The 25,919-nt window shown below is 65.2% G+C and carries 25 protein-coding genes; 10 read left to right on the top strand and 15 right to left on the bottom strand.

The window, feature by feature from the left end:
• Window positions 1-12 precede the first annotated feature (12 nt).
• Together recA and APT59_RS06325 are read right to left on the bottom strand one after the other, a co-directional pair.
• Window positions 13-1,056 carry a recombinase RecA gene (gene recA, locus APT59_RS06330; RefSeq protein ID WP_017639019.1) on the bottom strand — a complete coding sequence of 348 codons (1,044 nt, stop codon included), beginning with the start codon at window positions 1,054-1,056 and terminating at the stop codon, window positions 13-15.
• 86 nt (window positions 1,057-1,142) lie between these two features.
• The gene (locus APT59_RS06325; RefSeq protein WP_059314078.1) at window positions 1,143-1,643 is read right to left on the bottom strand and encodes a CinA family protein; all 501 of its coding nucleotides are present in this window, start codon (window positions 1,641-1,643) and stop codon (window positions 1,143-1,145) included.
• 165 nt (window positions 1,644-1,808) lie between these two features.
• Between APT59_RS06325 and APT59_RS06320 the strand changes: the two genes are divergently transcribed.
• From APT59_RS06320 to fdxA, 9 genes are all read left to right on the top strand, one after another.
• The gene (locus tag APT59_RS06320) at window positions 1,809-2,846 is read left to right on the top strand and encodes a LacI family DNA-binding transcriptional regulator (protein ID WP_059314077.1); all 1,038 of its coding nucleotides are present in this window, start codon (window positions 1,809-1,811) and stop codon (window positions 2,844-2,846) included.
• 57 nt (window positions 2,847-2,903) lie between these two features.
• Window positions 2,904-3,683, top strand: a complete 780-nt coding sequence (locus tag APT59_RS06315; RefSeq protein WP_059314076.1) for a sugar phosphate isomerase/epimerase family protein — start codon at window positions 2,904-2,906, stop codon at window positions 3,681-3,683.
• Entirely contained in the window at window positions 3,676-4,605 is a 930-nt protein-coding gene (locus APT59_RS06310; RefSeq protein WP_059314075.1) for a sugar kinase, read from the top strand. The genes APT59_RS06315 and APT59_RS06310 overlap by 8 nt, the downstream gene beginning before the upstream one ends.
• Window positions 4,606-4,642: 37 nt before the next feature.
• Window positions 4,643-5,926 carry an MFS transporter gene (locus APT59_RS06305; RefSeq protein ID WP_059314074.1) on the top strand — a complete coding sequence of 428 codons (1,284 nt, stop codon included), beginning with the start codon at window positions 4,643-4,645 and terminating at the stop codon, window positions 5,924-5,926.
• Window positions 5,927-5,941: 15 nt separating this feature from the next.
• The gene (locus APT59_RS06300; RefSeq protein WP_059314073.1) at window positions 5,942-6,925 is read left to right on the top strand and encodes a 2-hydroxyacid dehydrogenase; all 984 of its coding nucleotides are present in this window, start codon (window positions 5,942-5,944) and stop codon (window positions 6,923-6,925) included.
• Window positions 6,926-6,978: 53 nt separating this feature from the next.
• Window positions 6,979-7,185 (top strand): hypothetical protein, encoded by a 207-nt coding sequence (locus tag APT59_RS06295; RefSeq protein WP_059314072.1) that lies wholly within the window; start codon window positions 6,979-6,981, stop codon window positions 7,183-7,185.
• A 78-nt stretch (window positions 7,186-7,263) separates the two neighbouring features.
• Window positions 7,264-9,213 (top strand): ATP-binding protein, encoded by a 1,950-nt coding sequence (locus tag APT59_RS06290; protein ID WP_059314071.1) that lies wholly within the window; start codon window positions 7,264-7,266, stop codon window positions 9,211-9,213.
• A 92-nt stretch (window positions 9,214-9,305) separates the two neighbouring features.
• Window positions 9,306-11,882 (top strand): DNA mismatch repair protein MutS, encoded by a 2,577-nt coding sequence (gene mutS, locus APT59_RS06285; RefSeq protein ID WP_059314070.1) that lies wholly within the window; start codon window positions 9,306-9,308, stop codon window positions 11,880-11,882.
• A gap of 68 nt (window positions 11,883-11,950) precedes the next feature.
• Entirely contained in the window at window positions 11,951-12,274 is a 324-nt protein-coding gene (fdxA, locus tag APT59_RS06280) for a ferredoxin FdxA (protein ID WP_059314069.1), read from the top strand.
• A 406-nt stretch (window positions 12,275-12,680) separates the two neighbouring features.
• On the opposite strand, the gene rpoS is transcribed toward fdxA, so the two are convergent.
• The 8 genes from rpoS to APT59_RS06240 form a co-directional block, all read right to left on the bottom strand.
• The gene (gene rpoS / locus APT59_RS06275) at window positions 12,681-13,673 is read right to left on the bottom strand and encodes an RNA polymerase sigma factor RpoS (protein ID WP_059314068.1); all 993 of its coding nucleotides are present in this window, start codon (window positions 13,671-13,673) and stop codon (window positions 12,681-12,683) included.
• Between the two features lie 110 nt (window positions 13,674-13,783).
• Window positions 13,784-14,620, bottom strand: coding sequence for a peptidoglycan DD-metalloendopeptidase family protein (locus tag APT59_RS06270; RefSeq protein ID WP_082696293.1), 837 nt, complete (start codon window positions 14,618-14,620; stop codon window positions 13,784-13,786).
• A 170-nt stretch (window positions 14,621-14,790) separates the two neighbouring features.
• Window positions 14,791-15,429 carry a protein-L-isoaspartate(D-aspartate) O-methyltransferase gene (locus APT59_RS06265; protein ID WP_167348579.1) on the bottom strand — a complete coding sequence of 213 codons (639 nt, stop codon included), beginning with the start codon at window positions 15,427-15,429 and terminating at the stop codon, window positions 14,791-14,793.
• Window positions 15,430-15,467: 38 nt separating this feature from the next.
• On the bottom strand, window positions 15,468-16,223 hold the full coding sequence (gene surE, locus APT59_RS06260) for a 5'/3'-nucleotidase SurE (protein ID WP_059314066.1): 756 nt from the start codon (window positions 16,221-16,223) through the stop codon (window positions 15,468-15,470).
• On the bottom strand, window positions 16,211-17,269 hold the full coding sequence (gene truD / locus APT59_RS06255; RefSeq protein ID WP_059314065.1) for a tRNA pseudouridine(13) synthase TruD: 1,059 nt from the start codon (window positions 17,267-17,269) through the stop codon (window positions 16,211-16,213). The genes surE and truD overlap by 13 nt, the downstream gene beginning before the upstream one ends.
• Window positions 17,266-17,739, bottom strand: coding sequence for a 2-C-methyl-D-erythritol 2,4-cyclodiphosphate synthase (gene ispF, locus APT59_RS06250; protein ID WP_059314064.1), 474 nt, complete (start codon window positions 17,737-17,739; stop codon window positions 17,266-17,268). Before ispF ends, truD begins: the two co-directional genes overlap by 4 nt.
• A gap of 66 nt (window positions 17,740-17,805) precedes the next feature.
• Entirely contained in the window at window positions 17,806-18,660 is an 855-nt protein-coding gene (gene fghA, locus APT59_RS06245; RefSeq protein WP_167348578.1) for an S-formylglutathione hydrolase, read from the bottom strand.
• A gap of 41 nt (window positions 18,661-18,701) precedes the next feature.
• A complete protein-coding gene (locus tag APT59_RS06240; RefSeq protein ID WP_017639036.1) occupies window positions 18,702-19,814 on the bottom strand; it encodes an S-(hydroxymethyl)glutathione dehydrogenase/class III alcohol dehydrogenase in 1,113 nt (370 codons plus the stop codon).
• 101 nt (window positions 19,815-19,915) lie between these two features.
• On the opposite strand from APT59_RS06240, the gene APT59_RS06235 reads away from it, so the two are divergent.
• Window positions 19,916-20,821 carry a LysR substrate-binding domain-containing protein gene (locus tag APT59_RS06235; RefSeq protein WP_156428993.1) on the top strand — a complete coding sequence of 302 codons (906 nt, stop codon included), beginning with the start codon at window positions 19,916-19,918 and terminating at the stop codon, window positions 20,819-20,821.
• A 48-nt stretch (window positions 20,822-20,869) separates the two neighbouring features.
• Here the strand turns inward: APT59_RS06235 and ispD are convergent, their stop codons facing one another.
• The 5 genes from ispD to APT59_RS06210 all read right to left on the bottom strand — a co-directional run bounded on the left by ispD (window position 20,870) and on the right by APT59_RS06210 (window position 25,864).
• Window positions 20,870-21,571 (bottom strand): 2-C-methyl-D-erythritol 4-phosphate cytidylyltransferase, encoded by a 702-nt coding sequence (ispD, locus tag APT59_RS06230; protein ID WP_059314062.1) that lies wholly within the window; start codon window positions 21,569-21,571, stop codon window positions 20,870-20,872.
• Window positions 21,571-21,849: a septum formation initiator family protein gene (locus APT59_RS06225; RefSeq protein ID WP_007159473.1), complete on the bottom strand. Its 279-nt coding sequence runs from the start codon at window positions 21,847-21,849 to the stop codon at window positions 21,571-21,573. The genes ispD and APT59_RS06225 overlap by 1 nt, the downstream gene beginning before the upstream one ends.
• A gap of 166 nt (window positions 21,850-22,015) precedes the next feature.
• A complete protein-coding gene (gene eno / locus APT59_RS06220) occupies window positions 22,016-23,305 on the bottom strand; it encodes a phosphopyruvate hydratase (RefSeq protein ID WP_007159474.1) in 1,290 nt (429 codons plus the stop codon).
• Between the two features lie 79 nt (window positions 23,306-23,384).
• Window positions 23,385-24,233, bottom strand: coding sequence for a 3-deoxy-8-phosphooctulonate synthase (gene kdsA / locus APT59_RS06215; protein WP_059314061.1), 849 nt, complete (start codon window positions 24,231-24,233; stop codon window positions 23,385-23,387).
• 2 nt (window positions 24,234-24,235) lie between these two features.
• Window positions 24,236-25,864: a CTP synthase gene (locus APT59_RS06210; protein ID WP_059314060.1), complete on the bottom strand. Its 1,629-nt coding sequence runs from the start codon at window positions 25,862-25,864 to the stop codon at window positions 24,236-24,238.
• Window positions 25,865-25,919: the final 55 nt, after the last annotated feature.

Below are 25,919 nucleotides of genomic sequence, written 5' to 3'. Positions count from 1 at the left end.
CGTGGTACCTGATCACAGATCGATGTCAGCGTCTTCTTCAGCAGCCACTTCGGCCTTCTGATTGGTCGGCTGGCTCAGCAGCTTCTCGCGGATCGCCTTGTCCACGGCGCCCTTGATCTCGGGATTGTCTTCCAGGAACTTGGCGGCGTTGCCCTTGCCCTGGCCGATCTTGCTGCCCTGGTAGCTGTACCAGGCGCCCGACTTCTCGATCAGACCCAACTGCACACCCAGGTCGATGATCTCGCCGTTCAGGTAGATACCCTTGCCGTAGAGGATCTGGAACTCGGCCTGGCGGAACGGCGGGGCCACCTTGTTCTTGACCACCTTGACGCGGGTTTCGCTACCGATCACCTCGTCGCCTTCCTTCACCGCGCCGATCCGGCGGATGTCCAGACGGACCGACGAGTAGAACTTCAGGGCATTGCCGCCAGTGGTGGTTTCGGGGTTGCCGAACATCACGCCGATCTTCATGCGGATCTGGTTGATGAAGATGACCAGGCAATTGGCGTTCTTGATGTTACCGGTGATCTTGCGCAGCGCCTGAGACATCAGACGTGCCTGCAGACCCACGTGCATGTCACCCATCTCGCCTTCGATCTCGGCCTTGGGCACTAGGGCCGCCACCGAGTCGACGATGATCACGTCGACCGCGTTGGAGCGCACCAGCATGTCGGTGATTTCCAGCGCCTGCTCACCGGTGTCCGGCTGGGACACCAGCAGGTCGTCGACGTTGACACCCAGCTTGCCGGCGTAATCCGGATCCAGCGCGTGTTCGGCGTCGACGAAGGCGCAGGTGGCACCCTGCTTCTGGGCCTGAGCGATGACCGACAGGGTCAGCGTGGTCTTACCCGAGGATTCGGGACCGTAGATCTCGACGATCCGGCCCTTGGGCAGACCACCGATGCCAAGGGCGATGTCCAGCCCCAGGGAGCCGGTGGAAATCGCCGGAATGGCCTGACGCTCGTGATCGCCCATGCGCATCACGGTGCCCTTGCCGAATTGCTTTTCAATTTGTCCCAAGGCCGCGGCCAGGGCGCGCTTTTTGTTGTCGTCCATTAGATTCCTCTCGGAGAAAGAAGGGCCAGACGGCCGTGGATACCTGTATAAGTGAACAGTATTAAACCATAGTCGCCTCTCGGTTGCTACACCTGAGGGGCTTTTTCCTCGGCCAATAACGCCAGTAAAACCTGCAGCGCGCGGACCTGGGTCTGCTGACGCACGGCAGCGCGATCGCCGGCAAAGACCTGACGTTCGGTGCGCAGTTTTTCCCCATCCAACCAGGCCAGCCAGACCGTTCCGACCGGCTTGCCGGGCACCGCGCCACCCGGCCCGGCGATGCCGCTCACCGCCACGGCGAAGCGCGCCTCGGCGCGCCGCTGGGCGCCATGGACCATGGCCGCCACCACCTCCTCACTGACCGCGCCGACCTGCTCAAACAGCGCCTCGGGCACGTCCAGTTGCAGGGTCTTCTGGCGGTTGGAGTAGGTGACGAAGCCGGCCTCGAACCAGGCCGAGCTGCCGGCGACGCGGGTGATCGCCTCGGCGATGCCGCCACCGGTGCAGGATTCGGCAGTGGTGACCTGGGCGCCGGCCGCCTGCAGGGCGTCACCCAGTTGTTGGGCGAGACTGTCGAGGGAGTCCATCGAGACCTTCCTGTGCAAAAGAGAACATAAAAGGTGACCGCGGCAAGCGACTGCCTACGGCGACCACTGGTCGGCCTGCACCTTAGACCGGCTTGCCGGCCCGCGTGAGAAAAGATTTACTGAAACCGGTTTCAGGCACCTACAAAATCCTAACAGCGGTACGCCATGAACGATATGTATCTCCCCGGTCCGCGCGCCACCCGCGCGACCATCGCCGAAGTGGCCACCGCTGCCGGCGTATCCAAGGCCAGCGTGTCACGCTATATCAGCGGTGATCGTCGCCTGCTGTCAGATTCCCTCGCCGCCCGCATCGAGCAGGCCGTGGTCGCCCTCGACTTCCAGCCCAACCAGATGGCCCGCGGTCTCAAGCGCGGACGTAGCCGACTGATCGGCATGCTGGTGGCCGACCTGCTCAATCCCTACTCCACCGCCGTGATGCACGGCGTCGAGACGGCCTGCCGCCAGCAGGGCTATTCGCTGCTGATCTGCAATACCGACCAGGATGCCCGGCAGGAGCGCCAGCAACTGGCGGCGTTGCAGTCCTACAGCATCGAAGGCCTGATCGTGAACACCTTCGGCCAACATGCCGCCGACCTGCAGCACCTGGGCAGCCGTCTGCCACTGGTGCTGCTGGACCGCGAGTTGCCGGGCGTCGAGGCCGATCTGGTCGGCCTCGACAACCACCAGGCCATCGAGCTAGGGGTGGCGCACCTGCGCGAGCAGGGCTATCGCGACCTGCTGCTGGTGAGCGAGCCCCTGGACGGGACCAGCTCGCGCCTCCAGCGCCTGGGCGCCTTCGACGCGGCCCTGGCCGAGCACCCTGACTGTCGTGGCGGACACTGTGGCGAGGCCGACAACGCCCTGGCGCTGCAAACCGCCCTGGCCGCCTTCCTCGCCAGCCCCGGCCCCGGCCCCAAGGCCCTGCTCACCGCCAATGGCGTGGCGACCCTGGCGACGACCCTGGCCCTGCAGGCCCTGGGTGAGCCCCTGTTCGAGCGCCTTGGCCTGCTGGCTCTGGATGATCTGGATTGGTTTCCCCTGGTTGGTGGTGGCATCAGCGCCCTGGCCCAGCCTACCCATGCCCTGGGCGTAGCCGCCTTCGAGCGCCTGCAGCGACGCATCGACGGTGACCGCAGCGCGCCATTCCAGCAGACCTTCGGCGCGGAGTTGTGCGTACGCCAGTCGACTCGCGCCCGGGCCTGAGGGCACCTTTCGCATTTTTATCCGTCATTTGTTGAAACCGGTTTCAGGAGAATAACAATGCCACCGGAGATCGCCATCACCACCTCGGCCTTTGGCGCCGACGGGGTCCGTACCCAGGGTCAGGCTGCCTGGCTCGACCTGATCGCCGCCGCGGGGGCCAGCTATGTGGAAATCCGCGCCGAGCTGTTCACCGATGCCCCCGATTTCACCGCCCTGGGCGTGGCCATCAAGGCCGCCGGCCTGGGCTGCGTCTACTCCGTTCCCCTGGAGCTCTGGCCCGAAGCCGGAGCGGCCCTGTCGCCGCGCCTGCCCACGGCACTCGCCGAAGCGCGTCAGTTGGGCGCCGATACCCTCAAGGTGTCCCTCGGTCACTATCGCACCGCGGCCGACCTGCAGTCCCTGGCCGAACAGCTGGCTGGCGACGGTCCGCAGTTGCTGGTGGAAAACGACCAGACCGCCCAGGGAGGACGGGTCGAGCCGCTGCGCGCCTTCATCCAGGCCGCCCGTGCCAAGGGCCTGCCGGTCGGGCTGACCTTCGATGTCGGCAACTGGCGCTGGCAGGACGAAGATCCCCTCCAGGCTGCACGGCTACTCGGACGGGACGTCCGCTACCTGCACTGCAAGGCGGTGCGCCGACGTGCCGGCGGCCTGCACGCCGTGCCTCCGGAAGCGGCCGATCTGCTGGCCTGGCAGAGCCTGATGGTCCACTTCCCCGCCGGCCTGCGGCGCGCCATCGAGTTTCCCCTCATGGGGGCCGACCTGCTGGCCGAGACCCGCCGCCAGGTAGCGGCCCTGCGCACCTTCGATAGCCAGCAGCAGGAGCGCCAGCATGGCTGACTTCGATATCCTCGCCTTTGGCGAAACCATGACCATGTTCGTCGCCGAGACCCCTGGCGAGCTCGCCACGGTCGGCCAGTTCGGCAAACGTATTGCCGGCGCCGACAACAACGTGGCGATCGGCCTGAGCCGCCTGGGCTTCAAGGTCGCCTGGCTGTCGCGAGTCGGTGACGACTCCTTCGGCCGCTTCGTGCGCGCCAGCCTCGAAGCCGAGGGCCTGGACTGCAGCCGCCTGAAGGTCGACCCGCAGCATCCCACCGGTTTCCAGCTCAAATCCCGCGTTTCCGATGGTAGCGACCCGGTCGTCGAGTACTTCCGCCGTGGCTCGGCGGCCAGTCACCTCAACATCGAGGAAGATTTCGACCCCAGCCTGCTGCGGGCGCGCCATCTGCACGCCACCGGCATTCCCCCGGCACTGTCGCCCAGCGTCTGCGCTTTCAGCCGCCATCTGCTGGAAGCCATGCGGGGTGCCGGACGCAGCATCTCCTTCGATCCCAATCTGCGGCCTTCGTTATGGGACAGCGAGGCGCAGATGCGCCGCGAACTCAACGGACTCGCAGCCCTGGCCGACTGGGTGCTGCCCGGGCTGGCCGAGGGCCGCCTACTGACCGGCTATGACACCCCGGCGGACATCGCTGCCTTCTACCTCGACCGCGGAGCCAAGGCCGTGGCCATCAAGCTCGGCCCCGAGGGGGGCTACTGGCGCACCCCCGAGGCCGAGGGTGAGGTACCCGGCGTCGCCGTGGCCGAGGTGGTCGACACCGTCGGCGCCGGCGATGGCTTCGCTACCGGCTTCGTCAGCGGCCTGCTCGACGGCCTCGACGTCGCTGCCGCTGTCGCCCGTGGCAACTGGATCGGCGCGCGCGCCGTACAGGTCGTCGGCGACATGGAAGGCCTCCCCCACCGTCACGAACTACCCTGATCTTCACCCCTACAAGAACAATCAAGCAGGTGACCTCATGAACGCCTCTTCTCTCGCTCCACGCCGCTGGTGGTATCTGATGCCAGTGGTCTTCATCACCTACAGCCTGGCCTACCTCGACCGGGCCAACTACGGTTTCGCCGCCGCCTCGGGCATGGCCGACGACCTGGGCATCACCCCGGCGATGTCCTCCCTGCTCGGCGCCTTGTTCTTTCTCGGCTATTTCTTCTTCCAGGTGCCCGGCGCCATCTATGCCGAAAAGCGCAGCGTCAAGCGGCTGATCTTCTGGAGCCTGATCGCCTGGGGCGGCCTCGCTACCCTGACGGGCATGGTGCCCAACGTCACCCTGCTCATCGCCATCCGCTTCCTGCTCGGCGTCGTCGAAGCGGCGGTGATGCCGGCGATGCTGGTCTATCTCTGCCACTGGTTCACCAAGCGTGAGCGCTCGCGGGCCAATACCTTCCTGATCCTCGGCAACCCGGTGACCATTCTCTGGATGTCGGTGGTCTCGGGCTACCTGATCCATGCCCTGGACTGGCGCTGGATGTTTATCATCGAAGGCCTGCCGGCAGTGATCTGGGCCTTCATCTGGTGGCGCCTGGCCGCCGAGCGGCCCAAGGATGCCAAGTGGCTCGCCCCTGAGGAAAAGGCCCGCCTGGAAGAGGCACTGAAGGCCGAGCAACAGGGCATGAAGCCGGTCAAGAACTACGCCGAAGCCTTCCGCTCGCCTAAGGTCATCCTGCTATCGCTGCAGTACTTCTGCTGGAGCATCGGCGTCTATGGCTTCGTCATCTGGCTGCCATCGATCCTGCGCCAGGGCGCCCACCTAGACATCGTCCAGGCCGGCTGGCTGTCCTCCCTGCCCTATCTGGCTGCCGTGCTGGCCATGCTCGGGGTGTCCTGGGCCTCGGACCGCATGCAGAATCGCAAGCTGTTCGTCTGGCCGCCGCTGCTGATCGCCGCCCTGGCCTTCCTGGGCTCCTTCGCCCTTGGCACCCAGCACTTCTGGTGGTCCTATGCCCTGCTGGTGGTCGCCGGGGCCTGCATGTACGCCCCCTACGGCCCCTTCTTCGCCATCGTCCCCGAGATCCTGCCGGGCAACGTCGCCGGCGGCGCCATGGCGCTGATCAACAGCATGGGCGCCCTGGGGTCCTTTGCCGGCTCCTATCTGGTGGGCTACCTCAATGGTGTGACCGGCGGTCCCGGGGCCTCCTTCGGCTTCATGGGCGGCGCCCTGCTGGTGGCCGTGTTCCTGACGCTGTTGCTGCGCCAAGAGCCGGTCAACCGCACCGCGGCGCTCAAGCCCGCCACCAGTCACTAGAGGGATACTCTGACCATGAAAAAGAAGGTGATCCACTACAAGGCCCTGTCGCCCGCCCTGACCGCACGGCTGAGCGAGGCCTTCGATCTGGAATACGTCGACGTCAAGGCGCCGGACGGCGAAGCCCGGCTGCGTGAGCGTCTACCCGATGCCCAGGGCCTGCTCGGCTCCAGCTTCAAGCTGACCCCGGAGCTGCTGGACCTGGCACCCCGACTGGAGGCCATCGCCAGCGTCTCGGTCGGCTTCGACAGCTATGACCTGCCCTATCTGCAACGCCGCGGCATCCTGCTCTGCAACACGCCGGATGTCCTGACTGAAAGCGTGGCCGACGCTGCCTTCGCCCTGCTGCTCGCCACGGCGCGGCGCATCGTCGAGCTGGCGGACTGGGTGCGCGCCGGCCAGTGGCAGGCCAGTCTGGGCGAAGCGCATTTCGGCTGCGACGTCTACGGCAAGACCCTGGGTTTGGTCGGCATGGGCCGTATCGGCCAGGCCATCGCCCGCCGCGCCCACCTGGGTTTCGGCATGCAGGTCAACTACACCGCCCATGCCGCCAAGCCCGAGGTGGACGAGCGCTATGCTGCGCGTTTCCTGCCGTTGCCCGAGCTGTTGGCGAGTTGCGACTTCCTCTGCGTCACCGTGCCCCTGAGCGACGAGACTCACCACCTGCTGGGTGCCGCCGAGCTCGCTCGGCTGCCGGCGCACGCCATCCTGATCAATGTCTCGCGCGGCCCGGTGATCGATGAAGCCGCCCTGATCGCCGCCCTGCAGGAAGGCCGACTCCGCGGCGCCGGGCTGGACGTCTTCGACCGCGAGCCGGTGGCACCGGACTCGCCCCTGCTGCAACTGCCCAATGTAGTGCCGACACCGCACCTGGGCTCGGCGACCCACGAGACCCGCGAAGCCATGGCTCGCTGTGCGGTGGACAATCTGCTAACCGCCCTCACCGGTCAGCGCCCGGCCAACCTGGTCAATCCGGAGGTCTGGCAGGGTCGCGAGTGAGTCTTGGCCGTCATTTGCGGTCAGATGAACATCACCCCCCACGGAGAACGCCCATGACTGCCTTCGACGATCCCCAAGCCTTCGTCAACCGCGTGCGCGAGCAAGCCGCCGATGCCGAGCGCAGCGGCGACATCCCGCGCCTGCTGCAACTGGTCAACGAGCTGGCCACCGCCTTCGAACGCCAGGCCCGTAGTACGGCCCAGGACAACGCCGGCGTGGTCCGGGCGGTGGAGGAATTCGAACGGCACGAAGGCACCTGATTTCGCTTTCTGCCCAAGAGCCCGGCTGTTCGCCCTTCAGGTACCGTGACGGACCAGCGCCCCGAGGCCTAGCATCCAGTGCCTATCGCGACCTACTCCCTGCTTGGACGGCTGCTGCAGCTGGTCCCGCGGGACACGCCCGCTCCCTTGCGCTACCTGGGCGCAGCCGTGCTTATTGCCATCGCAGCAGGCATCCGGCTGAGCCTGGGAATCGACAGCCTGCCCTATCTGGTCTTCATTCCCTTCATCATGACGGCCGCCTTCTGGTTCGGCCTAGGCCCCGGCCTCTTCGCTACCCTGCTTTCCGTCCTGCTGGCCGAGACGCTGTTCGTCAAGGCGCCCGCCTACTTCGCCCTGTTTGGCGAGCGCTGGGTGTCCCACGCCCTGTTCGTGCTGGTGAACGTCACGATGGCGGTGGTCTGCGTCGCCCAACGCCGCAGCCTGGAATCCCTCTATCGCGTTGCCGGCAACCTCGGTGAAGAAGTCACCTTGCGCACTCGCCAACGCGACCTCATCTGGCAGGCCAGCCCCGACCTGCTCTGCACGGCGACCCTGGAAGGTGAGCTGCTGGATCTCAATCCGGCCTGGACCAATACCCTGGGCTGGAGCGAGGAGCAGCTGCACCAGGAACCCTTCATGGCCTTCGTCCATGCCGAGGACCACGCGCCTACCCAAGCCGCCCTCGCACGCCTGAAGCAAGGTGAGCCGGTCTTCGGCTTCGAGAATCGCTATCGGCATCGCGAGGGCGGCTATCGCTGGCTGTCATGGAATTCGGTGGTGCAGGATGGCCTCATCTATTCCACGGTGCGTGAGGTCACCGCCATCCGCGAGCAGCAGGAAGCCTTGCGCCAGGCCGAGGAACAGCTGCGCCAAAGTCAGAAGATGGAGGCCGTGGGCCAGCTCACCGGCGGTATCGCCCATGACTTCAACAACCTGCTGACCGGCGTGATCGGCAGCCTCGACATGCTCACTCTGCGGATCAACCAAGGTCGTTTCGCCGATCTCGAACGCTATACCGGTGCAGCCAAGGGCTCCGCCGAACGCGCCGCGGCCCTCACCCATCGGCTGCTGGCATTTTCCCGTCGCCAGGCATTGGACCCTAGCGCCACCCAGACCAACGATCTGGTGCTGGGCATGGAAGAACTCATACGCCGTTCGGTCGGTACCCAGGTGGAGATCCACATCGAACTCGCCGAGGCGCTCAACCTCACCCTCTGCGATCCCCACCAGCTGGAAAACGCCCTGCTCAATCTCTGCATCAATGCGCGAGACGCCATGCCCGAGGGCGGCATACTGCGCATCGTCACAGCCAATCGCCGCCTGACCGACGCCCAGGCAGCCGCACTGGAATTGCCGCCTGGGGACTACGTGACCCTGGCCGTGCTCGACACCGGCTCGGGGATGCCACCCGAGGTCCTGGCGCGCGCCTTCGATCCCTTCTTCACCACCAAGCCAGTCGGCATGGGCACTGGTCTTGGCCTTTCGATGATCTACGGTTTCGCCAAGCAATCCGGGGGCGTTGCCCATATCGCCTCGGCGCCAGGCGTCGGGACCACCGTCACCCTCTACCTGCCGCGCCTGATGGCGGCGCCCGCCCCGCCGGTCGAAACGCCGCAATCGCCGCAGGCGCGCTATCCCGAGGGGATGACGGTCCTGGTGGTGGACGATGAACCCATGGTGCGAATGCTGGTAGACGAGGCCCTGCGCGAACACCAGATCCGCACGCTGGAGGCAAAGGATGCCGCCACTGCCTTGCAGGTGCTGGAATCGGATACGCCCCTGGATCTGCTGATCACCGACATCGGCCTGCCGGGCGGTCTGAACGGCTGCCAGCTCACCGCCTTGGCCCGCGAAAGACGGCCGGGGCTGATGACCCTGCTGATCACCGGCTACGCCGAGACCGACCTGCCGGGCGAACCCCTGCCCACCCCTGGCCTCCAGGTGCTGGCCAAGCCTTTCACCCTGGGCAGACTCCTGACCCAGATCGATCTGTTGCTGGCTTCCCGCGAGCAGCCGCCATCGGCGTGACGGTGCGCCTCTGAGCCGAGCGGGGCCGACAAACGCCACGAGTTGGTGGACAATACGCGGCTATCCCAAGGCAACCGGATCGAAACACCCGCATGAGCGATCTCTCCGCGCACACGCCCATGATGCAGCAGTACCTCAAGATCAAGCATCAACATCCCGAGCAGCTGCTGTTCTATCGCATGGGCGATTTCTACGAGCTGTTCTACGACGACGCCCGGCGTGCCGCCAAGTTGCTCGACATCACCCTGACCGCTCGCGGCGCCTCGGCCGGCAAATCCATTCCCATGGCCGGCATTCCCTTCCACTCCGCCGAAGGCTACCTGGCCAAGCTGGTCAAGCTCGGCGAATCGGTGGTGATCTGCGAGCAGATCGGCGATCCGGCCACCAGCAAGGGGCCGGTGGAGCGTCAGGTGGTACGCATCATCACCCCGGGCACCGTCAGCGACGAGGCCCTGCTCGACGAGCGCCGCGACAACCTGCTGACCGCCGTGCTGGGCGATGAGCGTCTGTTCGGCCTGGCCGTGCTCGACATCGCCAGTGGCCGCTTCACTGTGCAGGAACTGGCCGGCTGGGAGACTCTGCTGGCGGAGCTGGATCGCCTCAACCCCGCGGAACTGCTGATTCCCGACGACTGGCCTGCCGGCCTGCCCGCCGAGAAGCGGCGTGGCGTACGCCGCCGGGCGCCCTGGGACTTCGATTGCGACTCGGCGCTCAAGAGCCTCTGCCAGCAATTCGGTACCGGCGACCTCAAGGGCTTCGGCTGCGACAAGCTGGGCCTGGCCATCGGCGCCGCTGGCTGCCTGCTGGCCTATGCCAAGGAAACCCAGCGTACCGCCCTGCCCCACCTGCGCAGCCTCAGGCACGAGCGCCTGGACGACACCGTCATCCTCGACGGCGCCAGTCGCCGCAACCTGGAGCTGGACGTCAACCTGGCCGGTGGCCGCGACAACACCCTGCAATCGGTGGTGGATCGTTGCCAGACCGCCATGGGCAGTCGCCTGCTGACCCGCTGGTTGAATCGTCCCCTGCGCAATCGCGCGGTGATCGAAGCCCGCCAGGACGCCATCACCTGCCTGCTGGAAGGCTATCGCTTCGAAACGCTGCAGCCGCAGCTCAAGGACATCGGCGACCTGGAGCGCATCCTCCCCCGCATCGGCCTGCGCAACGCCCGCCCGCGCGACCTCGCCCGCCTGCGCGATGCCCTGGCCGCGCTGCCGACGCTGCAGGAAGGGCTGACGCAGATGATCGCGCCGCACCTGCTCGACCTCGCGCGCAGCATCCAGACCTATCCGGAACTGGCCGCCACCCTGGCCCGCGCCATCATCGACAACCCGCCTGCGGTGATCCGCGACGGCGGCGTCATCAAGCGTGGCTACGACAGTGAGCTGGACGAGCTGCAGACCCTGAGCGAGAACGCCGGCCAGTTCCTCATGGACCTGGAGGCCCGCGAAAAGGCCCGCACCGGCCTGCAAGGTCTCAAGGTCGGCTACAACCGCGTCCACGGCTACTTCATCGAGATTCCCAGCCGGCAGGCCGAATCGGCGCCAGCCGACTACATCCGTCGCCAGACCCTCAAGGGCGCCGAGCGCTTCATCACTCCCGAGCTCAAGGCCTTCGAAGACAAGGCCCTGTCGGCCCAGAGTCGCGCCCTAGCACGGGAAAAGGCCCTTTACGAGACGCTGCTGGACGAGCTCATCGGCCACCTGGCGCCCCTGCAGGACAGCGCCGCGGCCCTGGCCGAGCTGGACGTCCTGGCCAACTTCGCCGAGCGCGCCCTCAACCTGGACCTGAACAAGCCGCGCTTCGTCGAGGAGCCCTGCCTGAAGATCGGCCAGGGTCGCCACCCGGTGGTGGAACAGGTGCTGGAAACGCCCTTCGTCGCCAACGACGTCACCCTCGACAACGACACCCGCATGCTGGTGATCACCGGCCCGAACATGGGCGGTAAGTCCACCTACATGCGTCAGACGGCGCTGATCGTGCTGCTGGCCCATGTCGGCAGCTTCGTCCCGGCGGCCAGCTGCGAGCTGTCCCTGGTCGACCGCATCTTCACCCGTATCGGCTCCAGCGACGACTTGGCCGGCGGTCGCTCCACCTTCATGGTGGAGATGAGCGAGACCGCCAACATCCTGCACAACGCCAGCGAACACAGCCTGGTGCTGATGGACGAGGTAGGACGCGGCACCAGCACCTTCGATGGCCTGTCCCTCGCCTGGGCTGCCGCCGAGCAGCTGGCACGGCTGCGTGCCTGGACGCTGTTCGCCACCCACTATTTCGAGCTGACCGTGCTGCCGGAAGGCCAGCCGAGCGTAGCCAACGTGCATCTCAACGCCACCGAGCACAACGACCGCATCGTCTTCCTGCACCATGTGCTGCCCGGTCCGGCCAGCCAGAGCTACGGCCTGGCCGTGGCGCAACTGGCGGGCGTTCCGGAGGACGTCATCCTGCGGGCGCGCGAACACCTCGCTCGCCTGGAAGCGGCCAGTTTCAATGGAGAGGTGGGTACGCCGCTGCCGGTGAGCGCGCCGGCCAAGGGCCGCCCGCTGCAGGCCGATCTGTTCGCCAGCGCCATCCATCCTCTCATCGAGGAACTGGAACGCCTGCAGCCGGACGACATCACACCCAGACGGGCCCTGGAGCTTATCTACGAATGGAAAAAGCGTATCTGAGTTAACGGATACGAGGGTTCCGGCAATGCTGCTAGAATCCGCCGCCTTAGCCTGAGGAGAACGAGCAGATGACCTTCGTCGTCACTGACAACTGCATCAAATGCAAATATACCGACTGCGTGGAAGTCTGCCCGGTGGACTGCTTCTACGAAGGCCCCAACTTCCTGGTGATCCACCCGGACGAGTGCATCGACTGCGCCCTGTGCGAACCCGAGTGCCCGGCCCAGGCGATCTTCTCGGAAGACGAGGTTCCGGCCGGTCAGGAAGCCTTCATCGAACTCAACAGTGAGTTGGCCAATATCTGGCCGAACATCACGGAGAAGAAGGAAGCCCTGCCCGACGCCGCGGAGTGGGATGGCAAGACCGGCAAGCTCGCCCAGCTGGAACGCTAGATCCTGCGGAAAAAGCCCCGGCAATAAAAAAGGGGGCGGATCGCTCCGCCCCCTTCGTCCCTGTCCCTGAATTCCTGTCACCGTCCTGGTGAACCTCATCCTGAGGTGTTCCCGATTCGCTTCCTGCCAATCCGTGTCGTCCCAGACACAGCGCCGATAGTACGCCTCTCCCGAACGCTGGCAATCTGCCACAATGTGACCTTCCAAACCGCTTCGCTGCCGCGCTGGTAACGAAAAATCGTTATGCAGTAAGCACTTGAAAATCGATCGTTGGTCCAAGCGATGCTTTCCGGCAGGCCCAAGCGACTCAGGCTTACGTGTGCTGTAAGCCACGACTTACAGCAGCGCACAGAAAAAAGCCCGGAATAATCCGGGCTCCGTTTGGCTGACATTCAGCTAGGGATAATCAGAACAACGAATCACTCGACAGGCCGTTGCGCTCGAAAATTTCCCGCAGCCGCTTGAGGGCCTCGACCTGGATCTGCCGAACCCGCTCGCGGGTAAGGCCGATTTCCTGCCCGACCTCTTCCAGGGTGCAGGCCTCGTGGCCACGCAGGCCAAAACGACGCACGACCACCTCGCGCTGCTTCTCCGGCAGCTCCAGCAGCCACTGGTCGATGCTCTGGTTGAGGTCTGAGTCCTGCAGCAACTCGCAAGGGTCGGTGGGACGATCATCGGTCAGGGTATCGAGCAGAGTCTTGTCAGAATCCGGCCCCAGCACCATGTCCACCGAGCTGATCCGCTCGTTCAGGCCCATTACCCGCTTGACGTCCGCCACCGGTTTTTCCAGCAACGCCGCGATTTCCTCGGGCGAAGGCTCGTGGTCGAGCTTCTGGGTCAGTTCCCGTGCTGCACGCAGGTGCAGGTTGAGCTCCTTGACCACATGGATCGGCAGGCGAATGGTACGGGTTTGATTCATGATCGCCCGTTCGATGGTCTGCCGGATCCACCAGGTGGCATAGGTGGAGAAGCGGAAGCCCCGCTCGGGGTCGAATTTCTCCACGGCGCGAATCAGACCCAGGTTGCCCTCCTCGATCAGATCGAGCAGCGACAGCCCACGGTTGATATAGCGCCGCGCGATCTTCACCACCAGGCGCAGGTTGCTTTCGATCATGCGCTTGCGACCGGCGGGATCACCGCGTTGCGCGAGCCGCGCGAAATGCACCTCTTCCGCTGGTGAGAGCAGTGGCGAGAAGCCGATTTCATTGAGATAGAGCTGCGTGGCGTCGAGCGCTCGGCCATAGTCGGCCAGCTTCGCCCCACGCAAGACCTGATTACCGCGCCCGGAGAGCGCCTTGGTCATGGCGGAATCGGCAGATTCCTCATCGAAGGGATTGGAATCGAGAAGCAGGACATCATCTCCGAGATCGTACTCGGTTTCTTGTTTGTTCTGGATCATCTTGAGTAACCCTTGCTCGTCTGTGCTTCGAGCCCGGGCGTATCGATACGTTGCCGATGCGCCATGACTCGCCCCCAAAGAGCTGCGGGAACGAGTCGGCACCTAGCGAATCAGCGATTGGGCAGGAATTGCAAAGGATCCACCGGTTTGCCCTGACGGCGAATCTCGAAATGGAGCTTGACCCGGTCGGTCCCGGTCGACCCCATTTCGGCAATGGTCTGTCCTATCTTGACACGCTCACCTTCCCGAACCAGCAACCTACGATTGTGACCGTAGGCACTGACGTAGGTTTCGCTGTGTTTGACGATAACCAGTTCACCATAACCGCGTAAACCATTTCCCGCATAGACAACGGTACCGTCGGCGGCGGCCATGACGGGCTGGCCTTCCTGTCCGGCGATGTCTATTCCCTTGTTTAGACTGCTGCTGGCGGAGAAACGACTGATGAGGGTGCCTTTCGTCGGCCAAGCCCAACCGGACGCGGATTGAGGGACGTCGCGGGTAGGTGTCTGGGCCGGTGTGACCGGCGTCGGGGGCGGTGCAGCAGGCAGATTGGGCGTCACCACCGGGGTAGCGGTAGTGGGACTGGAGGTCACTGGCGGCGGAATGGGTACCGGGGTCGCGACCGGAGTGCCTGGCGCCGGACTGGAGGCTGCCGGGACGGAGCGGCGGATGATGCGACTGGAACTGCTGGCGCTGGATCCGTTGCCAAAGCGGATCACCTGACCGACATGGATGACAAAGGGCGCACTGATCCCGTTCTGGGCGGCCAGGGCGCGCCATTCCCAGCCGTTGCGCGAGGCAATGGAAAACAGGGTGTCGCCGCGCTTGACGCGATACTGACCGGAGGTGACCTGGGGAATGCTGCTACGACCATCGCCGCGGTCGATCACCGGCGCTCGTGAACCGTTGCTCGAACAGCCCGCCAGCAGCAGGGCGACGAGCACCGCCGCCAGCCAGCCTGACCGCCCTCGTCCTGGAAATCCTTGCGCTCGGGCCTTCACCCGTTCCTCCCGCAGAGTCTGATCATCTAGCGTCCGGCCATCCTGCCGGCCTCAAGCGGCCGTAGCCGTCAAGCTGCCTTGGAGCGCGGTACCGGGGTAACGTTCCCTGTCGCTCACTGGGCCAGGGGTCCGTTGAGCAGGGGTACGAAGCGTACGGCATTGAGTTCGTGGCGTACGAAGCCTTCGTCTTCGCGCACGATCAGCAAGAGCTTCTGCTCCTCATCGGCGCCTACCGGAATCACCAGACGGCCGCCGGGGGCTAGCTGGTCGAGCAATGCCTGGGGGATCTCCCGCGCGGCTGCCGTGACGATGATGCCATTGTAGGGCGCTAGCGCCGGCCAGCCTTCCCAGCCATCGCCCCAGCGGAACACCACGTTGCGCAGGTTGAGTTCGAGCAGGCGTTCCTTGGCCCGGTCCTGCAGCGACTGGATACGCTCGACGGAAAATACCCGCTCCACGGTCTGCGCCAGGATGGCGGTCTGATAGCCGGAACCGGTACCGATCTCCATGACCTTGTCCAGGGGGCCGCCGGCGAGCAGGAGCTCGGTCATGCGCGCCACCATGAAGGGCTGGGAAATGGTCTGGTTATGGCCGATGGGCAGTGCCGTGTCCTCGTAGGCCCGATGGGCCAGGGCCTCGTCGACGAACAGGTGACGCGGCGTGCGGCGAATCACCTCCAGCACCTGGGCGTTGGACAGCCCCTCTTCGTAGAGGCGCTGGATGAGCCGCTCCCGGGTGCGCTGGGACGTCATGCCGATGCCGTGTCTTTGCATATGCTCTTGCCCCTGAGTCATGCCAGCAGCTCCGTCAGTGCCGACAGGCCGGCGAAGCCCTCGCGGAAGGTGCGATCGAACTGTAGCGGCGTCACCGACACATAGCCTTCCAGTACCGCATGGAAGTCGGTTCCCGGCCCGCCATCCACCGCATCACCCGACACCGAGATCCAGTAGCCAGCCTTGCCGCGCGGATTGATCTCGCGCACCGGCGGCTTGGCCTGGGCTCTGTGACCCAGTCGGGTCAGCTGCAGGCCCTTGATCTGCTCCAGCGGCAGATCCGGGATGTTGACGTTGAGCACGGTGCGCGGCGGCAGGTCGAAGCTTTCGTGCAGGGCGACGATACGGGCAGCGATCTCCGCTGCCACTGCCATGTTGTCGGGGCTGCGTGAAACCAGTGAAAAGGCCAGGGCCGGGCGAGCGAGAAAACGCCCTTCCATGGCCGCGGCCACGGTGCCGGAATAGAGGACGTCGTCGCCCAGGTTCGCGCCGAGATTGATACCGGCCACCACCATGTCGGGCGTTTCCTCCAGCAGCCCATTGAGGCCGAGGTGGACGCAATCGGTAGGCGTGCCGTTGACGCCCAGGTAGCCATTGGGCAGGCGCTGCGGATGCAGGGGGCGGTCCAGCGTCAGGGCACTGCTCACACCGCTCATGTCATAGAGCGGCGCGACCACCTGGCACTCGTAGTCCGCACGGGCGGCGAGCGCGGCATGCAGCGCGGCGATACCGGGGGCCAGCACCCCATCGTCGTTGGCGATCAGAAGTCGCATGGATGTTCCGTCTGCCCTGCCTCGCCAAGCGTTACCAGCTCGCGAACCACTGCGGTGGCAAAACAGCCGGCCGGCAGGACGAATTCGAGTTGCAGAATGTCAGGAGCGGGATAATGCCACGTCAGGCCGCCGATGGGGAGGCGCAGGATGCGCCGTTCATGCGAGAGGCCGGCACCGGCCAGCCAGGCGGGCAGCTCTCCGGCGGCCTTCGCCACCTCCTGTTCCAGGGCGGCGGCAGAGCCCTGCACGGGCGATTCGCCGGCGCCCCAGAGCGGGCCGGTAGGGTGCAGATCGAGCGCTGCCAGGCGCGGATCCGTCAGATCGGCGGCGGTCGCCGGGAAGTGGCTGCGGCTGTCGGTAAAGGCCAGCAGATCCCCCTCCTGCGCCCGATTCCAGGAGCTTTCGGCGACGCGCCCGGCCAGCACCTGATTGAACAGCCAGCTGCGCGCGGCGGACAAGGTCCGCGAACGCCGGTTGCGCTGCTCGGGCAGGCGCTGTTCACGGGCGCATTGCTGGGCGTCCACCAGATTGCCGCCCTCATAGCCAAAACGTTGCGGACCGAAATAGTTGGGCACGCCCTCGGCGGCGATGGCCTGCAGCCGAGCCTCCAGCGCCGCGGGATCGGCCTTGAGTCCGGTCAGGCGCAGGCGGAAGCCATTGGCGGCATGGGCGCCGCGTTGCAGCTTGCGCCGGTGCCTACCCTGCTGGAGGATCACCAGCGTCTCGTCGCAGGCGGCCGCAAGATCCGGATCGGCCTTGCCGGGCAGGTGCAGGCTGAACCACTGGCGGGTCAGCGCCTGGCGATCCTTGAGGCCGGCGTAGCTGATCGCCCGCTGCGGCACGCCGGCCGCCCGCGCCAGGCGGCGCACCGCCTCTTCGGTATTGAGGCCACGCTTCTCGACCCACAGCCAGAGGTGCTCGCCATCACCGCTCAGCGGGATGTCCAGTACCTCGTCCACCTGGAAGTCCTCGGCGCTGGCCTTGAGAATCGCCTGGCCACAGGGCTCGCCATGGGCGCGCGGCCCGAGTAGCTGGTCTTCGGTCATAGCGGCAGCAACAGGGCCACGGCGTGCACGGCGATGCCCTCTTCGCGCCCGACGAAACCCAGGCGCTCGGTGGTGGTGGCCTTGACGTTGACCTGGCCCAGCTCGACCTGCAGGTCCTCGGCGATGGCCTGGCGCATGGCCTCGATGTGCGGCGCCATCTTCGGCGCCTGGGCCGCGATGGTGCCGTCGACGTTGCCGACCTTCCAGCCCTGCTCGCGCACCAGGCCGACTACATGGCGCAGTAGCATCCGGCTGTCGGCGCCCTTGAAGCGCGGATCGGTATCGGGGAAATGCTTGCCGATGTCGCCCAGGGCCGCGGCGCCCAACAGGGCGTCGGCCAGGGCATGCAACAGCACGTCGCCATCGGAGTGGGCGACCAGGCCAAGGTGGTGGGGAATACGAATGCCACCGAGGGTAATGAAGTCGCCCTCGCCGAAGGCGTGAACGTCGAAACCGTGACCTATGCGCATGAAGAAAGACGCCCTGGAAAATGACAGGGCGTCGATTCTACCGGCTGGGGACAGCTCCCGTCGCCCTCAGGGGGTCGACAGGGCCGCCGCATGATGCCGCAGATGGTCGTCGATGAAGCTGGCGACGAAGAAATAGCTGTGGTCGTAGCCCGGCTGCAGGCGCAGTTCGAGGGGATGGCCGACGGCACCCGCCGCCCGTTGCAGGGCCTGGGGCTTGAGCTGTTCGGCAAGGAAGCTGTCCTGCTCGCCCTGGTCGACCAGCAACGGCAGACGCTCCTCGGCCTTTTCCAGTAGCGCACAGGCGTCCCACTCCGCCCAGGTGCTGCGATCCTCGCCCAGATAGTTGGAGAAGGCCTTGTGGCCCCAGGGGCAATCCAGCGGATTGACGATGGGCGAGAAGGCCGACACCGAGCGATAGCGGCCCGGATGACGCAGGGCGCAGATCAGGGCGCCATGGCCGCCCATGGAGTGCCCGCTGACGCCACGGCGATCCGAGACCGGGAAGTTGGCCTCGATCAGCGCCGGCAGTTCCTCGACCACGTAGTCGTGCATGCGGTAGTGCCTGGCCCAGGGCTGCTGGGTGGCATTGATGTAGAAGCCGGCGCCCAGGCCGAAATCCCAGGCTTTCTCGGGATCGTCGGGTACCCCTTCACCCCGCGGACTGGTGTCCGGCGCCACCAGCACCAGGCCCAGCTCGGCGGCCAGGCGCTGGGCACCGGCCTTCTGCATGAAATTCTCGTCGGTACAGGTCAGGCCCGACAGCCAGTAGAGTACTGGCAGATCGCTACGAGCTTCCGCCTGGGGCGGCAGATAGACGGCGAAGGTCATGTCGCAGTCGAGACTGCGGGCACGGTGGCGATAGCGTTTGTGCCAACCGCCGAAACTCTTGTTGCTGGAGAGCAGTTCGAGACTCATGGTCATCTCCCTCGGAAAGAAGGCGCCCATGGGCGCCCTCTCGGCGATCAGTAGTGGACGACGGTGCGGATGCTCTTGCCTTCGTGCATCAGCTCGAAGGCTTCGTTGATCTGCTCCAGGCCCATGGTGTGGGTGATGAAGGTATCCAGCGGAATCTCGCCGCTCTGCGCCTTGCGCACATAGCCGGGCAGCTCGCTACGGCCCTTGACGCCACCGAAGGCGCTGCCGCGCCAGACGCGACCGGTCACCAGCTGGAACGGCCGGGTGCTGATCTCCTGGCCGGCACCGGCCACGCCGATGATCACCGACTCGCCCCAGCCCTTGTGGCAGCACTCCAGGGCCGCACGCATCAGGTTGACGTTGCCGACGCACTCGAAGCTGTAGTCGACGCCGCCGTCGGTCAGCTCGACGATGACTTCCTGGATCGGCTTCTGGTGATCCTTGGGATTGACGAAGTCGGTGGCGCCCAGTTCACGGGCGATGTCGAACTTGGAGGGGTTGATGTCGATGGCGATGATGCGGCTGGCCTTGGCCATCTTGGCGCCAATGATAGCGGCCAGGCCGATGCCGCCCAGACCGAAGACGGCGACGGTGGCGCCCTCTTCCACCTTGGCGGTGTTGAGCACGGCGCCGATGCCAGTGGTGACGCCACAACCCAGCAGGCAGACCTTTTCCAGTGGCGCCTCGGCGGGGATCTTGGCGACCGACACCTCTGGCAGCACGGTGTACTCGGAGAAGGTCGAGCAGCCCATGTAGTGATAGATCGGCTCACCGTTGTAGGAGAAGCGGGTGGTGCCATCGGGCATCAGGCCCTTGCCCTGGGTCGCGCGTACCGAGCTGCAGAGGTTGGTCTTGCCGGATTTGCAGAATTTGCACTGGCCGCACTCGGCGGTATACAGCGGGATGACGTGATCGCCGACGGCGACCGAAGTCACGCCCTCGCCCACTGCTTCGACGATGCCACCGCCTTCGTGACCGAGGATGCAGGGAAAGACGCCCTCGGAATCCTGGCCGGACAGGGTGTAGGCATCGGTATGGCAGACGCCGGTGGCGACGATGCGGATGAGCACCTCGCCGGCCTTGGGCGGCTCGACGTCCACTTCGACGATCTTCAGAGGCTCATTGGGCGCGAAGGCTACAGCGGCGCGGGACTTGATCATGCTCGACTCCAGTCAGACGAAAAAACGAGGTGACCAGTTTAGACGCCAGAAATCCTGGAACAATCGGGCATACTGGAATTCATTTTTGCCACAGGGAAACAATCATGGGCTGGGAGGGCATCGATGAGTTCGTCGCGGTGGCAAATACCCTGCACTTTGGCCAGGCCGCCGATCGCCTGGGGACCTCCACTTCCCACGTCAGTCGCCAGGTGGCACGGCTGGAGGAGCGCCTGCAGGCTCGGCTGCTCTACCGCAGCACCCGCAGCGTGGCCCTCACCGAGGCCGGCCACACCTTCCTGCAACACTGCCGTCGCCTGCAGGAGGCCCGCGACGAAGCCCTGCGCGAGGTCAGCGACCTCTCCAGCCAGCCCAAGGGGCTGATCCGCATGACCTGCGCCGTGACCTATGGCGAGCGTTTCGTCGTGCCGCTGGTCAATGACTTCCTTGCCCGCCATCCCGAGGTGAGCCTGGAACTGGACCTGACCAATCGCACCGTCGACCTGCTCCACGAGGGTTACGACCTGGCCATCCGCCTGGGTCGCCTGGCCGATTCCCGCCTGGTGGCGACGCGGCTGGCGCCGCGGGAGCTCTACCTGTGCGCCGCCCCCAGCTATCTGGAGCGCTTCGGGGCGCCCCATACCCTGTCGGAACTGAGCCGCCATCGCTGCCTGGTCGGCACCAGCGACATCTGGAGCTTTCGCGAAAACGAGCGCGAGGTGTTGCACCGCGTCCAGGGCTCCTGGCGCTGCAACAGCGGCCAGGCGGTATTGGACGCCGCGCTGCGTGGCTTCGGTCTGTGCCAGCTGCCGGACTACTACGTGCAGCCGCATCTGGCGCGCGGCGAGCTGCGCGCGCTGCTGGACAACCGTCAGCCGCCCAATAGCGCGGTCTGGGCCCTGTATCCGCAGCGGCGCTTTCTCTCGCCAAAGATTCGCCTGCTGGTGGAGCATCTCAAACAGGGACTGGGCGCGGAGCGCCTGGGCGGCCGCTCCCTATCCAGGGGGTGAGCATCGCTGGCTCGCTTTCTGATCGAGGTGTAGCTACAGGCCTGAGTCCTAGGCCTCGGCGAAGACAACTTGCAGTCGCTGCAGGTCTTCGGGGGTGGTGACCTTGATGTTGTCCACCCGGCCCTCGACCAGACGCGGCGCATGGCCGGCCCATTCCATGGCCGAGGCCTCGTCGGTGATGGCGGCGCCCGCGGCTAGGCCGGCGCAGAGGGCATCGCGCAGGGCGCCGAGGCGGAACATCTGCGGTGTGTAGGCTAGCCACACCTGGCTGCGATCCACGGTTTCGCTCACCCGGCCATCGCGCCCGACACGCTTGAGGGTATCCCGCGCCGGCACGCCCAGCAGGCCACCCACCGGGTCCTGGGCCAGTTCGGCCAGCAGCCGATCCAGGTCATCACGTCGCAGATTGGGCCGCGCCGCGTCATGCACCAGCACCCAGTCGCCGTCGGTGGCACCCTGCTCGGCTAGCAGCAGCAGGCCGCCGAGTACCGAGTCGGCGCGCTCGCGACCGCCCGGTGCACGAAGGATACGGGCATCGGTGGCGCAGGGTAGCGTCGGCCACCAGGGATCTTCCGGCGCCAGGCTCACCGCCAGGCCGCGTAGACGGGGATGATCGAGAAAACAGTCGAGGGTGCGCTCCAGCAGGCTGCGGCCGCACAGGTCGAGGTATTGCTTGGGCCGGTCGGCACGCATTCGCGCGCCCACACCCGCGGCGGGAATGACCGCCCAGAAGGAAGGCAGCAGGGACATTATTTGGATTGCAGGAAGAGGGTTTCGCCTTGTTTGACCATGCCGAGTTCGTGGCGGGCACGCTCCTCGACGGTCTCCATGCCTTTCTTGAGCTCGACGACCTCGGCTTCGAGAATCTCGTTGCGCTCCAGCAGGCGTTTGTTCTCGCCATTCTGGTCGGCGATCTGCTGCTTGAGTTCGCGCACCTGGGCGAAGCTGCCATCACCAACCCACAGGCGATACTGAAGACCGCCAAGCAGCAGGAGCAGGAAGGGGAACAGCCAGTAGGGACTTCGCATGGGTGGTAACGGATTCGCGGGCGGCAGATGCCGCAAAGGCGGCGGCAGAAACGAAAACAGGATAGAAGCCCGGCTCTACGCTTGTAAACTGGGCATCTATCCTGTGGTCCGGCAGACGAGCCAGGAGGCAACGACCTGACTCGTCGCCTCCACGTTCACACAGCCCTTAGCTACGGAACTCGGCACGGCCGCGGTACGGTGCCTTGGCACCCAGTTGCTCTTCGATACGCAGCAGCTGGTTGTACTTGGAGACGCGGTCGGAACGGCACAGCGAGCCGGTCTTGATCTGACCGGCGGCGGTACCTACGGCCAGGTCGGCGATGGTGGAGTCTTCGGTTTCGCCGCTGCGGTGGGAGATCACCGCGGTGTAGCCGGCGGCCTTGGCCATCTGGATGGCTTCCAGGGTCTCGGTCAGGGAGCCGATCTGGTTGAACTTGATCAGGATCGAGTTACCGATGCCCTTCTCGATGCCTTCCTTGAGGATCTTGGTGTTGGTGACGAACAGATCGTCGCCCACCAGCTGTACCTTGCTGCCGATCTTGTCGGTCAGGGCCTTCCAGCCCGCCCAGTCGGACTCGTCCATGCCGTCTTCGATCGAGATGATCGGGAACTGCTCGGTCAGGCCGGCCAGGTAGTCGGCGAAACCGTTGGCGTCGAAGGCCTTGCCTTCACCGGACAGGTCGTACTGGCCGTCTTTGTAGAACTCGCTGGAGGCGCAATCCAGGGCCAGGGTCACGTCGGTGCCCAGCTCGTAGCCGGCGTTCTTCACCGCTTCGGCGATGGCAGCCAGGGCATCGGCGTTGGAGGCCAGGTTCGGTGCGAAGCCGCCTTCGTCACCCACGGAAGTGCTCAGGCCACGGGCCTTGAGCACGGCTTTCAGGTGATGGAAGATCTCGGCACCCACGCGCAGGGCGTCGGCGAAGCTCTTGGCCCCGACCGGCTGGACCATGAATTCCTGGATGTCGACGTTGTTGTCGGCATGCTCGCCGCCATTGATGATGTTCATCATCGGCACCGGCATGGAGTACTGGCCGGGGGTGCCGTTCAGGTTGGCGATGTGGGCGTAGAGCGGCAGGTCCTGGTCTTCGGCGGCGGCCTTGGCAGCGGCCAGGGACACGGCCAGGATGGCGTTGGCGCCCAGCTTGGCCTTGTTGTCGGTACCGTCCAGTTCGATCATGGCGCGGTCCAGCGCCTTCTGGTCGCTCGGATCCTTGCCCAGCAGCAGGTCGCGGATCGGCCCGTTGATGTTGCCCACGGCCTTCAGCACGCCCTTGCCCAGATAGCGGCTCTTGTCGCCGTCGCGCAGCTCCAGTGCCTCGCGCGAACCGGTGGACGCGCCGGACGGCGCGGTGGCGCGACCGACGATACCGTTGTCCAGGATCACGTCCGCTTCAACGGTGGGGTTGCCGCGGGAATCCAGGACCTCACGTCCCTTGATGTCGACGATGTTAGCCATTTTTGTATCGATCTCCATGTTACCGGTCATTGACGGATCAGCCTTCGGCTGCGCGCGGGCCTTTTGGTTCAGCCGCCGCTTAGGCAGTTTCGATCGGCGTGAACGACTTCACCAGCTCGTCCAGTGCCTTGAGCTGGGCCAGGAAAGGCTCCAGCTTGTCCAGGCGCAAGGCACAGGGGCCGTCGCACTTGGCGTGTTCAGGATCCGGATGGGCTTCGAGGAACAGACCGGCAAGGCCCTGGCTCATGCCGGCCTTGGCCAGGTCGGTGACCTGGGCACGGCGGCCGCCGGCGGAATCGGAGCGCCCGCCCGGCATCTGCAGGGCATGGGTCACGTCGAAGAACACCGGGTAGCCAAAGCTCTTCATGATGCCGAAGCCGAGCATGTCGACCACCAGGTTGTTGTAGCCGAAGGAGGAACCACGCTCGCAGAGGATCAGCTGGTCGTTACCGGCTTCTTCGCACTTGGCGAGGATGTGCTTCATCTCCTGGGGCGCGAGGAACTGGGCCTTCTTGATGTTGATCACGGCATCGGTCTTGGCCATGGCCACTACCAGATCGGTCTGCCGCGAGAGGAAGGCCGGCAGCTGGATGATGTCGCACACCGCCGCCACCGGGGCAGCCTGGTAGGGCTCGTGGACGTCGGTGATCACCGGCATGCCGAAGGTGGCCTTGAGCTCTTCGAAGATGCGCAGGCCAGCCTCCATGCCGGGACCACGGTAGCTGGTTACCGATGAGCGGTTGGCCTTGTCGAAGCTGGCCTTGAAGACATAGGGGATACCCAGCTTCTCGGTCACCTTGACGTATTGCTCGCACACCTGCATGGCCAGGTCACGGGATTCCAGCACATTCATGCCGCCGAACAGCACGAAGGGCTTGTCGTTGGCGATCTCGATGTTGCCGACGCGGACGATATTCTGAGCGGTCATGATCAATCCTTCTTGGCGTAGCGCAGGGCGGCGTTGACGAAGCCGCTGAACAGCGGATGGCCATCACGCGGGGTGGAGGTGAACTCTGGGTGGAACTGGCAGGCGACGAACCAAGGATGATCCGGGGCTTCCACCACTTCCACCAGGGCACCGTCGCCCGAACGACCGGAGATCTTCAGGCCGGCGGCCTGGATCTGCGGCAGCAGGTTGTTGTTGACCTCGTAGCGATGACGATGGCGCTCGACGATGACGTCCTGGCCATAGCAGTCATGTACCTGGGTGCCGCTGATCAGCTGACATTCCTGAGCGCCCAGGCGCATGGTGCCGCCCAGATCGGAGCCTTCGGTGCGGATCTCGGTGGCGCCAGTGGAATCCTGCCATTCGGTGATCAGGCCGACCACGGGGTGACCGCTGGCCTTGTCGAATTCAGTGGAGTTGGCGTCTTTCCAGCCCAGCACGTTACGGGCGAATTCAATGACCGCCACCTGCATGCCCAGGCAGATGCCCAAATAGGGAATCTTGTTCTCGCGGGCGTACTGCACGGTGGCGATCTTGCCTTCCACGCCGCGCAGGCCGAAGCCGCCGGGAACGAGGATGGCATCGACGCCCTTGAGCAGATGGGTACCCTGCTGCTCGATGTGCTCGGAATCGATGTAGCGCAGGTTGACCTTGGTGCGGCTCTGGATACCGGCGTGGTTCATGGCCTCGATCAGCGACTTGTAGGCGTCGAGCAGCTCCATGTACTTGCCGACCATGGCGATGGTGACTTCCTGCTCGGGATTGAGCTTGGCATCCACCACGCGATCCCACTCGGACAGATCGGCCGGCTGGCACTCCAGGCCGAAGCGCTCGATGACGAATTCGTCCAGACCCTGGGCATGCAGCACCGAGGGGATGCGGTAGATGGTGTCGACGTCTTCCAGGGAGATGACCGCGCGCTCTTCGACGTTGGTGAAGAGGGCGATCTTGCGACGGGAGGAGCTGTCGACGGTGTGGTCGGAACGGCAGATCAGCACATCGGGTTGCAGGCCGATGGAGCGCAGTTCCTTGACCGAATGCTGGGTCGGCTTGGTCTTGGTCTCGCCGGCGGTAGCGATGTAGGGCACCAGGGTCAGGTGCATCAGCATGGCGCGACGCGCCCCGATCTCTACCCGCAGCTGGCGGATGGCTTCGAGGAAGGGCTGCGACTCGATGTCGCCGACGGTACCGCCGATCTCCACCAGGGCCACATCGGCATCGCCAGCGCCCTTGATGATGCGCCGCTTGATCTCGTCGGTAATGTGCGGGATCACCTGCACGGTGGCGCCCAGGTAGTCGCCGCGGCGCTCCTTGCGCAGCACGTCCATGTAGATGCGACCGGTGGTGAAGTTGTTGTTCTGGGTCACGGTGGTGCGGATGAACCGCTCGTAGTGGCCCAGGTCCAGGTCGGTTTCGGCGCCGTCATGGGTGACGAACACCTCGCCGTGCTGGAAGGGGCTCATGGTGCCGGGATCCACGTTGATGTACGGATCCAGCTTGAGCATGGTGACCTTCAGCCCTCTCGCTTCCAGAATGGCGCCCAGGGAGGCCGAGGCGATGCCTTTCCCCAAAGAAGAAACAACACCGCCCGTGACGAAAATAAAGCGCGTCATGAAAATTCCTAGAATCTGCGTTGAGGCGGAGAGCCGCCGATGAAAGCGAGAGCGG

It is taken from the genome of Pseudomonas oryzihabitans (genome assembly GCF_001518815.1).
Classification (GTDB): Bacteria; Pseudomonadota; Gammaproteobacteria; order Pseudomonadales; family Pseudomonadaceae; genus Chryseomonas; species Chryseomonas oryzihabitans_E.
The sequence above is the reverse complement of the archived record's forward strand: the minus strand, read 5'-3'. Positions and strand labels throughout refer to the sequence as shown.

Bases quoted from the DNA above. Each gene is read 5' to 3' on its own strand.
- APT59_RS06325 (WP_059314078.1), bottom strand. From the start codon at position 1,643: ATGGACTCCCTCGACAGTCTCGCCCAACAACTGGGTGACGCCCTGCAG.
- APT59_RS06310 (WP_059314075.1), top strand. From the start codon at position 3,676: ATGGCTGACTTCGATATCCTCGCCTTTGGCGAAACCATGACCATGTTC.
- mutS (WP_059314070.1), top strand. From the start codon at position 9,306: ATGAGCGATCTCTCCGCGCACACGCCCATGATGCAGCAGTACCTCAAG.
- APT59_RS06315 (WP_059314076.1), top strand. From the start codon at position 2,904: ATGCCACCGGAGATCGCCATCACCACCTCGGCCTTTGGCGCCGACGGG.
- APT59_RS06265 (WP_167348579.1), bottom strand. From the start codon at position 15,429: ATGACGTCCCAGCGCACCCGGGAGCGGCTCATCCAGCGCCTCTACGAA.
- eno (WP_007159474.1), bottom strand. From the start codon at position 23,305: ATGGCTAACATCGTCGACATCAAGGGACGTGAGGTCCTGGATTCCCGC.
- APT59_RS06305 (WP_059314074.1), top strand. From the start codon at position 4,643: ATGAACGCCTCTTCTCTCGCTCCACGCCGCTGGTGGTATCTGATGCCA.
- rpoS (WP_059314068.1), bottom strand. From the start codon at position 13,673: ATGATCCAGAACAAACAAGAAACCGAGTACGATCTCGGAGATGATGTC.
- surE (WP_059314066.1), bottom strand. From the start codon at position 16,223: ATGCGACTTCTGATCGCCAACGACGATGGGGTGCTGGCCCCCGGTATC.
- fghA (WP_167348578.1), bottom strand. From the start codon at position 18,660: ATGACCATGAGTCTCGAACTGCTCTCCAGCAACAAGAGTTTCGGCGGT.
- APT59_RS06210 (WP_059314060.1), bottom strand. From the start codon at position 25,864: ATGACGCGCTTTATTTTCGTCACGGGCGGTGTTGTTTCTTCTTTGGGG.
- ispF (WP_059314064.1), bottom strand. From the start codon at position 17,739: ATGCGCATAGGTCACGGTTTCGACGTTCACGCCTTCGGCGAGGGCGAC.
- truD (WP_059314065.1), bottom strand. From the start codon at position 17,269: ATGACCGAAGACCAGCTACTCGGGCCGCGCGCCCATGGCGAGCCCTGT.
- APT59_RS06295 (WP_059314072.1), top strand. From the start codon at position 6,979: ATGACTGCCTTCGACGATCCCCAAGCCTTCGTCAACCGCGTGCGCGAG.
- APT59_RS06320 (WP_059314077.1), top strand. From the start codon at position 1,809: ATGAACGATATGTATCTCCCCGGTCCGCGCGCCACCCGCGCGACCATC.
- ispD (WP_059314062.1), bottom strand. From the start codon at position 21,571: ATGTCCCTGCTGCCTTCCTTCTGGGCGGTCATTCCCGCCGCGGGTGTG.
- APT59_RS06225 (WP_007159473.1), bottom strand. From the start codon at position 21,849: ATGCGAAGTCCCTACTGGCTGTTCCCCTTCCTGCTCCTGCTGCTTGGC.
- APT59_RS06240 (WP_017639036.1), bottom strand. From the start codon at position 19,814: ATGATCAAGTCCCGCGCCGCTGTAGCCTTCGCGCCCAATGAGCCTCTG.
- recA (WP_017639019.1), bottom strand. From the start codon at position 1,056: ATGGACGACAACAAAAAGCGCGCCCTGGCCGCGGCCTTGGGACAAATT.
- APT59_RS06300 (WP_059314073.1), top strand. From the start codon at position 5,942: ATGAAAAAGAAGGTGATCCACTACAAGGCCCTGTCGCCCGCCCTGACC.
- fdxA (WP_059314069.1), top strand. From the start codon at position 11,951: ATGACCTTCGTCGTCACTGACAACTGCATCAAATGCAAATATACCGAC.
- kdsA (WP_059314061.1), bottom strand. From the start codon at position 24,233: ATGACCGCTCAGAATATCGTCCGCGTCGGCAACATCGAGATCGCCAAC.